The organism is Trueperella bonasi (assembly GCF_030811535.1).
In the GTDB taxonomy this organism is placed as follows: Bacteria; Actinomycetota; Actinomycetes; order Actinomycetales; family Actinomycetaceae; genus Trueperella; species Trueperella bonasi.
Map to the genome: position 1 here is coordinate 278,761 of NZ_JAUSQX010000001.1, position 13,638 is coordinate 292,398.

Annotated in this window: 15 protein-coding genes; 5 read left to right on the top strand and 10 right to left on the bottom strand. The window is 56.1% G+C overall.

Annotated elements, in window-relative coordinates:
- Window position 1 precedes the first annotated feature (1 nt).
- Genes rnc through J2S70_RS01305 form a run of 6 tightly spaced genes read right to left on the bottom strand, consistent with a single transcriptional unit; the run spans window position 2 to window position 5,081 of the window.
- Window positions 2–691, bottom strand: a complete 690-nt coding sequence (gene rnc / locus J2S70_RS01280; protein ID WP_307681941.1) for a ribonuclease III — start codon at window positions 689–691, stop codon at window positions 2–4.
- On the bottom strand, window positions 684–1,259 hold the full coding sequence (locus J2S70_RS01285; protein ID WP_307681942.1) for a YceD family protein: 576 nt from the start codon (window positions 1,257–1,259) through the stop codon (window positions 684–686). Before J2S70_RS01285 ends, rnc begins: the two co-directional genes overlap by 8 nt.
- A complete protein-coding gene (locus J2S70_RS01290; RefSeq protein WP_307681943.1) occupies window positions 1,256–1,765 on the bottom strand; it encodes a hypothetical protein in 510 nt (169 codons plus the stop codon). Before J2S70_RS01290 ends, J2S70_RS01285 begins: the two co-directional genes overlap by 4 nt.
- The gene (coaD, locus tag J2S70_RS01295) at window positions 1,762–2,238 is read right to left on the bottom strand and encodes a pantetheine-phosphate adenylyltransferase (RefSeq protein ID WP_307681944.1); all 477 of its coding nucleotides are present in this window, start codon (window positions 2,236–2,238) and stop codon (window positions 1,762–1,764) included. The genes J2S70_RS01290 and coaD overlap by 4 nt, the downstream gene beginning before the upstream one ends.
- Window positions 2,235–2,804 (bottom strand): RsmD family RNA methyltransferase, encoded by a 570-nt coding sequence (locus J2S70_RS01300; RefSeq protein ID WP_307681945.1) that lies wholly within the window; start codon window positions 2,802–2,804, stop codon window positions 2,235–2,237. The genes coaD and J2S70_RS01300 overlap by 4 nt, the downstream gene beginning before the upstream one ends.
- Complete coding sequence (locus J2S70_RS01305) at window positions 2,805–5,081, bottom strand: ATP-dependent DNA helicase RecG (protein ID WP_407702619.1); 2,277 nt, start codon at window positions 5,079–5,081, stop codon at window positions 2,805–2,807.
- 232 nt (window positions 5,082–5,313) lie between these two features.
- Here J2S70_RS01305 and rpmB point away from each other — a divergent pair, with 232 nt between their 5' ends.
- Complete coding sequence (gene rpmB / locus J2S70_RS01310; protein WP_307681947.1) at window positions 5,314–5,505, top strand: 50S ribosomal protein L28; 192 nt, start codon at window positions 5,314–5,316, stop codon at window positions 5,503–5,505.
- Window positions 5,506–5,702: 197 nt separating this feature from the next.
- Window positions 5,703–6,557, top strand: a complete 855-nt coding sequence (locus tag J2S70_RS01315; protein ID WP_307681948.1) for an HAD-IIB family hydrolase — start codon at window positions 5,703–5,705, stop codon at window positions 6,555–6,557.
- Here J2S70_RS01315 and thiL read toward each other — a convergent pair.
- The 3 genes from thiL to J2S70_RS01330 form a co-directional block, all read right to left on the bottom strand.
- Window positions 6,554–7,516 (bottom strand): thiamine-phosphate kinase, encoded by a 963-nt coding sequence (gene thiL / locus J2S70_RS01320; RefSeq protein WP_307681949.1) that lies wholly within the window; start codon window positions 7,514–7,516, stop codon window positions 6,554–6,556. The two genes, J2S70_RS01315 and thiL, sit on opposite strands and share 4 nt — an antisense overlap.
- A gap of 115 nt (window positions 7,517–7,631) precedes the next feature.
- Window positions 7,632–8,210, bottom strand: coding sequence for an NADPH-dependent FMN reductase (locus J2S70_RS01325; RefSeq protein ID WP_307681950.1), 579 nt, complete (start codon window positions 8,208–8,210; stop codon window positions 7,632–7,634).
- A 104-nt stretch (window positions 8,211–8,314) separates the two neighbouring features.
- The gene (locus J2S70_RS01330) at window positions 8,315–9,424 is read right to left on the bottom strand and encodes a D-alanine--D-alanine ligase family protein (RefSeq protein ID WP_307681951.1); all 1,110 of its coding nucleotides are present in this window, start codon (window positions 9,422–9,424) and stop codon (window positions 8,315–8,317) included.
- Between the two features lie 103 nt (window positions 9,425–9,527).
- On the opposite strand from J2S70_RS01330, the gene J2S70_RS01335 reads away from it, so the two are divergent.
- A complete protein-coding gene (locus J2S70_RS01335) occupies window positions 9,528–10,184 on the top strand; it encodes an AMIN-like domain-containing (lipo)protein (protein ID WP_307681952.1) in 657 nt (218 codons plus the stop codon).
- On the opposite strand, the gene murA is transcribed toward J2S70_RS01335, so the two are convergent.
- Complete coding sequence (gene murA / locus J2S70_RS01340) at window positions 10,181–11,500, bottom strand: UDP-N-acetylglucosamine 1-carboxyvinyltransferase (RefSeq protein ID WP_307681953.1); 1,320 nt, start codon at window positions 11,498–11,500, stop codon at window positions 10,181–10,183. The two genes, J2S70_RS01335 and murA, sit on opposite strands and share 4 nt — an antisense overlap.
- Before the next feature lie 181 nt (window positions 11,501–11,681).
- Between murA and J2S70_RS01345 the strand changes: the two genes are divergently transcribed.
- Window positions 11,682–12,356, top strand: coding sequence for a DUF421 domain-containing protein (locus tag J2S70_RS01345; RefSeq protein ID WP_307681954.1), 675 nt, complete (start codon window positions 11,682–11,684; stop codon window positions 12,354–12,356).
- Between the two features lie 309 nt (window positions 12,357–12,665).
- The gene (locus tag J2S70_RS01350) at window positions 12,666–13,529 is read left to right on the top strand and encodes a hypothetical protein (RefSeq protein ID WP_307681955.1); all 864 of its coding nucleotides are present in this window, start codon (window positions 12,666–12,668) and stop codon (window positions 13,527–13,529) included.
- Window positions 13,530–13,638 lie beyond the last annotated feature (109 nt).

The following is a 13,638-nucleotide window of genomic DNA, read 5'->3' on the forward strand; positions in this document are numbered from 1 at the left end:
GCTATTCCTCGTCATCAAGCGCATGATATGCGCTCTTGCACGCTTCAAGACGCGCCTGTTTGCGCGTGGTTGCCACGCCCGAACCCCAGTAGCGATCGTCGATATAGACGTGCGCGGTATAACTTCGCGCGTGATCTGGCCCCTCTCCGGTGATTTCGTAGTGAAGATGCCCGGCGATGCCACGTTCGCGCAACTTTTCCTCGAAGGCCGTACGCCAATCCGCCGCTGGCCCAAGCGCTTGAGCCTGCGCGATCTTCGGCTTCAGGTGGAGCAACACGATGTCGCGCGTTTGCGCAATACCGCACGTAAGGTAAGTGGCCCCAATAAGGGCTTCAACGGTGTCGGCCAAAATTGAATCCTTATTGCGGCCGCCCGACAACTCCTCACCGCGGCCCAAGCGGATGTAACTACCGAGTTCTAAATCGCGGGCAAGTTCGGCAAGCGAACGTTCGGACACGGCCGCAGCTTTGATCTTCGACATATCGCCTTCGGTCGCATCCGGTAACGCACTAAAAAGATAGTCTGCAACGACCACTCCGAGGATCGAATCTCCCAGAAATTCCAGGCGTTCCGCGTGCTCACCATCATTTTCGTAGGCCCACGAACGATGGGTCAGCGCAGGGTGCAGATACTCCTCAGCAATCTGGACTCCCCACGTGGCAAACTCCTCATTCGTAACCAGCTTATGCATCCTCGCCTGCTTCTTCCTCCCTGGCTTCCTCGATTAATTGCGCAGCTAGAGCGTCTAGCGCAGAAAAACGGGGATCAAGGATTTCATGTTCGTGCCCGTCGGGAAGATCATCCCAACGCTCACCACATTCCTCACACAAGCCGGGGCAATCCGGGCGGCACAGCGGGCTAAGTGGCATTGACAAGACGAGCGAATCACGAATTATCGGCTCTAAGTTCACGGTGTCATCTACGACGACGAGCAGATCCTCAGCTTCCTCGTCGCCTTCGGCAATGAGCTCTTCTTGCCGGTGCGGGTAAAACACAAGTTCAGCAATGTCCTCGCGCAGGGACATCGAAATTTCCTGCAAGCAACGCGAACACTGCCCGCGCGCACGTGCCCCTATCAAGCCCTGCACCAGCACTCCTTCATCGAGTGCAGATAGATGCAGGGACAGTTCGATCGGATCACCCTCGGGAATAGCGATAAGTGCAACCCCGACGTGCGCGGGCGCAGGAACGCTTTTTACAAGGTCGAGGCCAGAGCTTTGACCGGACAGGCCATCGACCGGGACGATCAAGCTGGTCATGAATCATACTCCTCATGTTTCGTGGCAAGGTGCGCCCTACCCGCTTCAATCTGGTCCAGTAGAGAATTGAGCTCTTGTGACAGCCCATCAAGCGTGCTGGCCGCGTACTGATCTGCTCCACGGCTGAGCGCATCAGCTTTGGACTTCGCCTCATCTAAAATGCGCGTCGCCTGAGACTTCGCCGCGATCGTTATCTGATCCTGGGCAACGAGACGAGATGCCTGTTCGCGGGCTTCCGCAATAATTGTCTCTGATTCCTGATGGGCCCGCTGACGGATAGTTTCAGCCTCCTGGCGCGCATTTTCCGAAACGGCGTTCGCGTCCTGCAGAACTGAATCTGCGGCAATAATCTGGTCCGGAACAATTTCGCGAGCCGTTTCCACAAGGTCTAGAACCTCCGATCGGTTCACCATCACGGATGCAGACATCGGAAGAGACTTCGCATTTGCCACGATGTCGACCAGCTCGTCGAGGACTTCGAGGAGTGATTCGCCTTGCTCGTTCATGATTTGACCTTCTCTTTCAACGCCTGCGCCACATTCGGCGTCACTAAATCTTCGATCTTTCCGCCATACATCGCGATTTCTTTGACGAACGACGAGGCGACGTGATTAAGCGAGGGATCACCCATAATAAAAACGGTCTCAACCCCGCTCAGATGACGATTGAGGAGCGACATCGCCTGTTCGTCGTCGTAATCGGCCGGCCCACGCAAGCCTTTGACAATTGCAACTGCCCCACGCTTAGTCACAAAATCCGCCAAAAGCCCAGAAATAATTTCGACTCGAACCCCATCGATTCCCCTCAGTGCTTCGTTTGCCAAGGCAACTCGCTCGTCGTCGCTGAACACATAGTTCTTTTTCGCATTCTGTGCAACGCCAACAATGACCTCGTCAAACATGCCGCGCGCACGCCGGACGATGTCGATGTGTCCGAGGGTCAGTGGATCAAAGGATCCCGGGCAGACAGCTAGACTCATACCTCTATTCTAGTGCCCTCCTGCTCCACAACCGCACTCCACACACGGGTATCGCCCCATTTGCGGACATCGTCGCGCACAAGACCTGCGGGCCACTGAGGTTCGGGAGCCTTTTTTGCTCGTTCGACCACCACCATGGCATCATCCGCTAAATGTGGCCTTAAAAGCGCGAGCACAACTGCGATCTGCTCCTCGGAGACGTCATAGGGCGGATCGATCAGCACCAGATCGAACTTTTCGATCGGTTCGCTGGCCAGATACGTTTCGGCCTTTTGGTTCACAATTTCGACGTCAAGGCCAGTTGCTTTCGCATTCGCAATAGCCACTTGAGCTGCGGGTCTGTGTGCTTCGACTGCGACGACGCGCCGCGCACCGCGCGATTTAGCTTCTAACCCCAACGCCCCCGATCCGGCATACAGATCCAAAACTGCACAATCTTCAATGTATCCATAGTGTTCCAGGCGCGAGAACATTCCCTCGCGAACACGTTCGGATGTTGGGCGGGTTCCCGACTTAGGCACTTGCAACGCGAGCCCACCCGCGGCGCCTGCGACGATCCTCGTCATTTAAGCCTTCTCTAAATAGTCCGTGTCTGCACCTTCAGCCTCCGCGATCCTAGCTCGCAATGCACTATGCTCCACGAGCGCCGGATCGGCGTCGACGATCTTCCTAGCTGCCAATCGTGCATGTTCGATAACTTCCTCATCTCGCGTGACACGCACGAATTTCAGCGATGATCTGCGCCCCGATTGGGCCGATCCTAAAACGTTTCCTTCGGAACGAAGTTCGAGATCTCGCTGGGCGAGGGTGAACCCGTTCGTCGTCGACGCAAAGGCTTCAAGACGTTCATATGCGACCGTACCATCTGCCGCGTTGTGCACAGCTAGACAGATTGATTCTTTCGCTCCCCGCCCAACGCGCCCGCGTAGCTGGTGGAGTTGGGATAGGCCGAATCGTTCAGCGTCCACAATGACCATCATCGTCGCTTCTGGCACATCCACACCGACTTCAATCACTGTCGTGGCAACAAGCACGGGAGCCTTGCCCGCCGCGAACTCTTCCATAGCCGCTGCTTTCGCGGCCGAATCGAGTTGACCGTGCACGTAAGCCACGCGGATTCCCGCAAGAGCGGGCTGTTCACAAAGTTCAGCATAAATTTGCTCAACGGAGGCAGGTTCGGCAGCAAACTCTAACCCCGTTTGTTCCGCGGCACCGGGAGCTACATCTTCCTCCGCCTGATGTTCCTCAGTTTGATGAGCTGAAATTCTTGGAACGACGACGTAGACGCGGCCACCGGAATCCACCTCCTCACGTGCACGTTCCCACACTCTACGCATCCAGGCCTTATTCGTTGCCGGCACCAACGTGGTGGCAATCTCCTGCCGTCCCCGTGGCAACTCGTTCAACGTGGATACCTCCAACTCACCGAAGGAAGTCATCGCAATCGTTCGTGGGATCGGGGTGGCTGTCATAACGAGCATGTGTGCGCCGGTCACGAGGCGATCACGTTGGTCGACCCCGAATCGATGCTGTTCGTCGATGACTACAAGACCCAGGAAAGGGATCTGGACGACGTCTTCGAACAGCGCGTGCGTGCCGATGATTATTTCGGCTGCACCCGAAGCAATATTGGCAAGGGTCTGGCGCTTCTTCGCTGCCGGGAGTGAACCGGTGAGCAGCTCAATCGACGTCGCCGCCGCTGGCCCGCCCAGCTGGCCCGCCATCGCAAGCTCGCCGAGCATTGACTGGAACGTGGCAAAATGCTGGGTGGCAAGCACTTCGGTAGGCGCCACGAGAACGGCCTGCTGACCCGCATCCACGGCCTGCAGCATCGCGCGCAGGGCAACAACTGTTTTTCCCGAGCCCACATCGCCTTGAAGCAATCGGCGCATGGGGATTTCGCTCGCAAGTTCCGTTTCAAGCTCAGCCCCAACCTCCTTTTGCGCCGCGGTGAGCTCAAAGGGTAAACGTTGATCGAAAGCTGCAAGTACGCCGTCGTCGATCCGTTCTAAGGCCGGTGCTGGAGTTGCAGTGGCGGCCCGCGCGCGCTGTGCTAGCAGAGCTTGAAGGATGAAGGCTTCCTCGTGTTTGAAACGCAAAACTGCACTTTCCCATTCCTGTTCCGAATTGGGATTGTGCGCCATATGCAGCGCTTGGAATTGGCTTGGAAGCTGGTGCGCAATCAAATAATCTTTGGGAAGAGGATCGGCAACATCGCCCTCGGTAACTGATTCGAGTACCACCTGAACAGCCTTGTGAATCTTCCACGAGGGCATCTTTTGTGCCGCATGGTAAATCGGAATCGGTTGAGCAATTTTGGTTGGATCAACGGCCGCGATATCTTCAACAACCTCGTATTCCGGATGGGCGAGCTGAAGCTGGCCTCGGTAAGAAGAAATCGTGCCTGAAAACGTTGCAAGAGTTCCGGGTGCGAGTTTACTGGCATGGAAGTTCAGCGGGCGCGAAGATTTGGCAAAGAAGGTGAGTTCGAGGTTGTGCTTGCCGTCCGAGATGAGGACATTCAAGATGTATCCGCGGCGCCGATTCATGGGCCTGACCCTCGAGTCAATGACCCGAGCAACTACAGTGACGGAATCCCCGTCGCGCACAGCCTGAATTGGCAGTAGTTCTCCTTTGCGAGCCAAGCGAAACGGGAGATGGCCAAGCAGATCGCCCACGGTTACCAAGCCGAGTTTTTCCAAGGCGGTAGCCGTTCGCTTTCCAAGGGCACGTTCGAGTGGCGTGCCAAGCGCCGTCCACGTCTCCGCCCGTGTTGCTGCGGTTTCGACGGCCTCGTTCCGATCGCGCGGACTGTTCGCCACTATTACCTCCCGTAAATACATTAGCGCCTAGCGCCGACGCCGTGGCGCACCCAACTGGGAGCGCAAACAGTTCCGCCGAAAGCAGGCTACAGATGTCCTAGTTACTCCGGCAGTTCCCCTGGCCAAAACGGCACGGACGTGCGCAATACCACTGCGCGGTTTTCTTGGTATCGCAACAGGGGGTCAGATACAATTCATAAGTTGCATTTCTACGGGCGTTACTCTCGCCCACCGTCTAGCGAAGGAGATAACCGTGGCCTCTGTATGTGAAGTCTGCGGCAAGGGCCCTGGTTTCGGTAAGCAGGTCTCGCACTCGCACGTGCGCACCAACCGTCGTTGGAACCCGAACATTCAGCGCGTTCGCGCTCTCGTCAACGGCGCACCAAAGCGCCTGAACGTCTGCACCAGCTGCATCAAGGCTGGCAAAGTAACGCGGAACGTTTAAGCACAAACCTGAGATAAGAGGCGAGAACCCAGCGGTTCTCGCCTTTTTCTTACCTGTCGGCGTGCCTTTCAGCTTTTTGGTGAAAATACCATGACTGAGAGCGCTCGTATCCACGATCGCGGTAAAATACCGCGTTTAGGCAGCTTAAATTCCCGCGGGCAGCCCGCAATTGTGCAAGTCACGATAGACTGCGGGTGATGAATACAAAGCCTGAAATTGATTTCGCTAATCTCCCCTGGCCAGTTGGAACTATTACTCACGCGATCTTCGATATTGACGGAACGCTTACCGATGAAAGCTCGCTCGTCTCAGATGCGACAATCGCGGCACTGCGCCACCTTGATGCGGCCGGCGTGCCCATTACCCTTGCAACCGGGCGAATTTTGCACGGCGGAGCCAACCTCGTCGAACGCGCCGGAATCCACGCGTGGGTGATCGCTGCAGGTGGTGGCGTGGTGTGGAACGGAAAAGATATCGTCTCCACGCATTACATGGAGCGCGAACAGTACGACGCCGTCTCCCAGCTTGCCGCACGCACGGGCCTGGTGCCTTTCTATTTCGACGAGTTGGATTTTTACGCCGACCTCGAAGCTCTGGCCGCAACCGGCACACTCGAAGTTAATGAGAATGCCTCCGAAGGTCGAGGAATGCGCCCGCTTGAAGATCTCGACACGACCAAGCTCACGAAGATCTCTTTGGCCGCGCAAGATCCGGCGCAAGTTGCCGAACTCCTCCCGGAAATAGTTGAGCAATTCCCTGGCACAGTCCAGTCACACGCCAATTTCGTTGATATCCCCGTTACCGGTGTAACCAAATGGGAGGGGATCGAAAAAGCGCTTGCAGTGCGCGGTTTAAAGCCAGAAACGGCCATGGGTGTGGGCGATTCGGACAATGACATCGCTTGGCTCAAAGAAATCGGCTATCCAATTGCAGCGCCAATAGCTTCGGCTGGCGTGCTTCATGTGTGCCGCTGGCAATTGCCCAAGGTTGAAGATTCCGTCGCCCGGCTTATCGAAGCTAAGTTAGCTCGGGATAACGACGGCGATATTTAGCCTTTTCCGAAATGGTCCCAGCCGCCTTGCCCGGCAACTTCCATTCCTTCTAACGTGACTCTGCCGCCCATCGCGGCGCCCATGACCTCGCCAATGTCAGTAAATCCATCTGGTAGCGGCGTGTCGGGACGAATCGTTGCAAGGAAACCGTGGTCTTCTCCCCCGGTGTAGAGCCATTCTCTTCGATCTGCTCGCAATCTTCCCGCTGCGATAGCTAGATCGCGTAGCCGGGGTTGGAGGTTCTTACCTTCAAAATTAATCCACACCCCAGACGCTTTGGCCAGCCTTCGGCCATCTCGGATGAGTCCGTCTGACACATCCATCATTGCGGTGAGCGATCCGGATTTAGCGGCGGCTAAAACGGTTTGGAGGGGAGGTTGAGGCCGGAGGAAATTATCAACCAGTGGGGCGAGTGCCTCGTCGATTTCGATTCCGGATGCTAAAACATGATAGCCGGCCGCGCCGTGCCCAAGATTTCCAGCATGGATCACCCTGTCGCCAATCTGGGCGCCACTGCGTTGAACAGGAGGCCGACCTTCTAGATCGCCGATGACTGTTACGGCCACTACGATCTCGCTTGAGCCGACGACGTCGCCGCCGTCCACGCCCACACCTAGCGGTGCGCATGCCTCGCTAAGCCCGCACGCGAACTCCTTGACCCATTCCACGTCTAGATCGCCTGGTAAGCCGAGTGAAATTACAAGCGAACGCGGGCTTGCCCCCATGGCGACGGAGTCGGACAGGTTTTGCATCGCCGCACGAAAACCGACGTCGGCCCCACTCGACCAATTCTTCTGGAAATGGCGGCCTTCGACGAGCATATCCGTGGAAACAGCCGTTTGCCCTCGCATCTGGAGTACCGCGCAATCATCACCAGTTGGAACGCTCGCGGTACTGGGTGGGAGGAGTGGCAAAAACTCGGACAAAAGAATGTCCTCGGTCGTTTCTGAAATAAGCATGCTCACCATCATGCCAGATGCTTCAGAACCGACCGAGGACGTTGGCGGTTTATCAGGTGAACGTACCGGTACGCCACGGAGGTGAACTCACCCCTCACTTCCGACCGGAACGTTACTAAGCTTTGTTGTCTGCCACGAACTGAGCGAATGCCTCAATGAATTGCTTGATAACAGCCCGTGATTCTTCGTTCGTGATCTTGCCGTCTTCAAGAACGCCCGTCTTGGTGCCATCGATGTATGCTTCGGGCTGGCTCATCAGTTTGGGGCCAAAGAAGAGCAGCGACTGCCGTAGCTGGGCCTGGGCCAGCGACGTACCGATTCCTGAGGGCGACTGGCCGGCGGTCGCTACCGGCTTGCCCGCCAGTGGCCACTCGCCGAAGGGGCGCGACGCCCACTCGATTGCGTTATGAATCGGGGCCGAGAATGTGCGGTTATGCTCAGGAGTGATGAACAGGACGCCGTCCGCCTCATACATGAGGTCCTTGAACTCACGCGCCGCCTCGGGGAAGTCATGTTCGTTGTCACGATTGAACAGGGGAAGATCGGCGATCTCGCCCTCGACCATTTCAACGCCTTCGGGCGCCAACTCAACAATGGCCTCGGCTAGTGCCCGGTTGATTGATTCCTTGGATAGTGATCCGACTACGTATGCGATCTTCATTTCCACACCTTCCGGTTGTTGATTTTTCTTCACGTCACCAGCATGGCCAGTAGCGCAATCCGGAGTCATTCTAAACGGATCCAGTTGAACGTTCAACCTTTTGTTTTGTGTCAACAGTCACGGAAGATTCGCGGCCACTAACGCAGGCCGAGCGGACGCTCCAGCGCCAAGTCAACGAGCGTATCCACCAGTTCCGCGTATGGCACACCGGTAGCCTCCCACAGTGCGGGATACATCGAAAACGGCGTGAAACCGGGCATTGTATTGATCTCATTGACAAGAATCTCGCCTGAATCTGCTACGAAGAAATCCACGCGGGTCAGCCCCTCGCACTCGAACGCATCAAATGCGCGCACTGCCAGGTCTCGAATAGTTGCCGCAACGTCGTCGTCGAGCTGGGCAGGAATCGACATCGTCAAACCGTCCGTCGAGACATACTTGGACTCCCAATCGTAAAAGCCGCCCTGCGGAACTTCGAGTAATACCTCTCCGGGCACCGAGGCCCGCGCCGGCTCATGCTCTACACCGCCGAGAACGGCCACCTCAATCTCGCGGCCGCTGATCCCCTGCTCAATGACGACCTTTGGGTCGTGCTCGTGCGCCTCGCACACCGCCTGCACAACACCTGCGATAGAATCAACCCGTGAAATTCCAAGCGAAGAACCGGCCCGTGCCGGCTTAACGTAAACCGGAAACTCAAGCTCAGAAACCTCAGCGATCACACCCTGTTGGTCGGTGTGCCAGCGCCGGGCCGAAACACCCACGTAAGGTCCGACCGGAAGGCCGGCTGCGATCAGGACTTTCTTCATCATGTCCTTATCCATACCCGCGGCCGAGGCGAGCACGCCACTACCCACATACGGAATATTCGCCATCTCAAGGAGTCCCTGAATCGTGCCGTCCTCACCAAAGGGTCCGTGTAACATCGGGAACGCCACGTCAATCGGGCCTAGCATCCGCATATCTGAACCGTCGGCAGCAATATCCAACAACGGCTGAGTGCCATCCCCCATCGGAAGCACGATTCGCCGATCCGATTCAGGAACTTCGGCAAATCCGCGTTCCATCGTCATCTGCGCCGGGTCTAACTCCCCTGGCACCCATGTACCATCGGGGCGAATACCGATCGACAATACTTCGTATCTACTAGGATCTAGAGCCCGCAGAATCCCTCCAGCCGTTATCCGCGAAATAGCATGCTCACCAGAAGTACCGCCATAAATCACTGCAAGTCGAATTTTTTCCACGCCTGTATTCTACCCAAGTGCGCACGCGTTCTACTCACGCGTGCGCGGCGGCACCTCAGTTCGCTAAAGTGGACTCGGTTACGCCCTGCGAGATTGGAGAAAAATGATGCATAAGCGCTTCGTTGTTGCTCTTGGAGTTATCGCGATGCTTGGCGCCTGTTCGGCGTCGAATGAAAACGGTTCAGACGAAAACTCACCTCAAACGCCGGCGGTAGCATCTGACACGCCAACGGCGCAGGCAACCGAAGAGCCAACGAGCACTCACGATGCTGGCTCTACTTCCGAAGCTGACGAAACGAACGACCTGGCTTACACGCCCGCCACTCAGCCCGATGAATCTGATGGTTGGCCGAATCTGAGAGCTCAGGCACTACCCGTCGACGTGGCAAAGAAAGACGGGACCTTAACGATTATTTATGATTCGGATGGCACCGGTGAGCTTGAGTGGTATACCGATGGCTGGACTTCCCAGGCTTTCGAGGACGGTTCCGGTTTCGAAATCGATCTTGGCACCGAACGCGTTCTCCAGCTTTGGGTTTCCGGCATCCGATATCCGGAGGCGGACGAACCATTTCCCGTTCTCGAAGGCGCTGTAGATAGACATCCAATCGAGGCGTATTCCGTCAGTGGCCCCTTTGAAGGCATGCATTCAATAACAATTGGAGCCAGTTCCGATATGGACTACGCAATCGAGGTGGGCAAAGATCCGCATTCGATTACAATTCACGTTAAAAACCCATCAAGGTTAGTGCGAAATTAGCTGACCTTTTGAACGTCCGCTTGCACCGCGGCAAGCTTTTGCATGAAGTGTTCGTAGCCACGGTTGATGATATCAATGCCCGACACGTTCGATTCACCTTCCGCCGCCAAGGCGGCGATCAGGTGCGAGAATCCGCCGCGCAAATCAGGAACCGTGATATCGGCTGCCTGCAGCGGGGTTGGACCTTGGATAACCGCAGAGTGGTAGTAGTTTTCTTGCCCGAAACGGCAGCGTTTAGAGCCTAGGCACTCTCGGTACACCTGAATCTTTGCACCCATCTGATTGAGGGCTTTGGTAAAGCCGAAACGGTTTTCATAAACGGTTTCGTGAACGATTGACACGCCCTCGGCCTGGGTTAGAGCCACGACCATCGGCTGCTGCCAGTCGGTCATAAATCCGGGGTGAACATCGGTTTCGATCGGCAGGCTCTTTAGTGGCGTTCCCGGGTGCCAAAAGCGGATCCCATCGTCAAGCACCTCGAAATACCCGCCCACTTTGCGATACACGTTGAGGAAGTTCATCATCGGCTCTTGATCCGCACCGCGCACGGTGATGGCACCCCGTGTTGCAAGTGCCGCTGCAGCCCACGAGCCCGCCTCGATCCGGTCAGGAAGAGCCGTGTGGTTGTATCCGTATAGGCGTTCGACCCCTTCGATGTGGATCGTGCGGTCGGTATCCACCGTGATCAGCGCGCCCATCTTTTGCAAAATTGCGATCAGGTCCATGATCTCCGGTTCGACAGCGGCGCCACGCAGTTCCGTAATTCCCTTTGCGCGCACGGCAGCGAGCAGGGTCTGCTCGGTGGCTCCGACGGACGGGTAGGGCAGCCTGACTTTGCGAGCTTTCAACCCGCTGGGCGCCATGAGGTGCAGGCCGAGTTCTTGTTCGTCTCGAATCGCACCGAAGTCTTCGAGAACTTGGAGGTGGAAATCTACTGGCCGGTCACCGATATGGCACCCGCCCAGATCTGGAATGAATGCCTCACCTAGGCGGTGGAGCAACGGGCCACAAAAAAGGATCGGGATCCGGGAGGAACCGGCGAGGGTGTCAACTTTTGCCGGGTCGGGAAGGTGGAGCTGGCCCGGCGTGATGGTCACGGTTCCGGCAGCCTGGTCGTAGTCGACGTCAGCGCCGTGTAGGCGCAGAAGTTCCGAGACGACGTCGACGTCCCGGATCAGGGGAACGTTGCGCAAAACGGAGGTTTCTTCCGTTAAAAGTGCGGCAACCATAGCCTTGGAGACGAGGTTTTTCGCCCCGCGTACACGAATTTCGCCGGTTAGCGGGCGACCACCGCGCACTTTCAAAACTCCACTCATGAGCGTCCTTCCTGTGTTCTGCCCATCTTAGCTAGAACGCCTCGACTTTCTTGTGACCTAGGGTTGTGGTCATGCCGAGCGCGAAATCTGACCATTTTTGTGCCATGTTGTTTCATTTCGGCCGTGAAAAGGAGCGCCGGAGACTTGACCCTGTGTCAAACTACCCTGCAATGATAGGGGTATGGACTCGATTAATGAACTCCCCTTCGCGGACTTGCTCGGTATCACATGGCTCCAGGCGGGCAGTATCGTTTTAGCTACCGCGCTCATGTATCTGTTTCTTCTCGCTTTACTTCGCATGCTCGGGCAAAGGATCACAGCCAACCTCTCCACATATGACATGGCGGCGATCGTCATTGTGGGAGCTATCGCGGGGCGCACCACACTCGGGCACACCCCGACTTTGGCGGGCGGCTTCGTCGCGCTTGTGACGCTTTTCGTGCTGAGAGCAATTTTTGGTACTTTGCAGCTTTCCCCGCGCGGTGGTTCATTGATCAATAATCCCCCGATTGTTGTGATGGCTGGAAACACCATTTTTGAGGACGAGCTTGAACATGCGCACATTTCCACCGAGCAGTTGTGGATGGCATTGCGCCTTGCGGGTATCCGCAATGACGACGAGATCGCTACGGTTATTCTCGAGCCCAACGGCCAGTTTTCCGTGCTTAAACGGGGAGTTCCCGTGGATCCGCAGTTACTGGACGGCGTATCGGGAGCCGAGAGAATCAACAAGAGTCTGATCGGTGAGCGTGCCAATCTAGAATACGATCACGAAAAGCGTTCTAGCAGGGCGAGTTTGCTTAAGCGGATGCGATCGCGAGGCCGATCTTCTGACCGGAGGTCTACCTCTCCCTAAAACCCATTCTCCCCGGAAATTTTTCACCCGCACCCCACCACCCGGCGAAGCTTTTCCACAATCGGCCCCACGTCGTCGCTATCCACAAAACAAGGTTCTACGGCGGCCGCCAACCGTCCATTTATGCGGAAATAGACGCACAGAAGAAAAATCGAAGAGATCCAACGCCGACAAACATTGGCCGAACATCGAAGAGTCGAACTACTTTCGAGCACACCACCGCAATTCTCAAACGACCAGCTTCTCCTCGACATAACGCGCCGAGCGAACAAGTTCAAAGAGGTTCGCACACGTCGGTCTACTCGAAGAATGGATGAAATGAATCTCAACACCCAAGCCTTTTGGCGAACTCGTCAGCAGGCGGGATACACGAAAGTAGCGCAAGGATACGCGGCGCTCACGAGCGATAAGAAAGACCTTAAGCAATGGGATTGGCAATTGGACAAGCATCTTCATCTCATCGACTATTTGAGTCAGCATCAGTCCAAAACCGCCATCGCGGATACGTCTGCGGCAATCTTATGGGGATTACCAATCCTCAATTTTCCACCGAAAGTAGTCGAACGCGACTCGCTGACAAACGCGAGAACGAGGCTCACCCGTAATCAGCGAACGAGGCGAACAGAAGCTGTTCCAGACGTGATGAAAATAGGGAACATTCTAGTCACGACAATCGAGCAAACAATCGTTGATATAGCATGCCAACATGGCGGTGAGGCAGCGCTCATCGCCGCCGATTTCGCTCTTCACAATCAGCTCACATCCCTCGAGCGCATTGAAAAAGTTGTCAGACGGCAGGGCCAACGCGCTGGAATTGGAAATGTTCGCGATGTTCTCAAGGTTGCCGATGGTCGGGTAGAGTCACCAGCAGAATCAAGGATGAGATGGCGTTTTTACACGAGCCGGTTCATCATTCCCGAACCACAAGTAATCATCATTTCTGGTGGGAAAGTATACCGGGTTGATGGTTACGATGCGCATACTCGAACAGTCTACGAAGCCGTTGGAAAATATAAGTATGCCCTGTACAGCGGAGGCCAGATCCAGGCATTCTTTGAAGAGCGAAATCGCGACCCAACGCTTCGCTCGTTCGGATTTGCGGTGCATCGAGCCCAATTCGACGACGTCGTCAACGCGGCTCGATTTCAAGATTGGCTTGAGCTACTCCATTGAGCCGAGACCAGCATGGAGCTCGTGTTCAGCCGGATTGGTCTCGCATAACCGGAGCATCGTTTGGGTTCTAAGCGCCTGCCCGGAGCACCAAACGGGTTAAAACACCCCT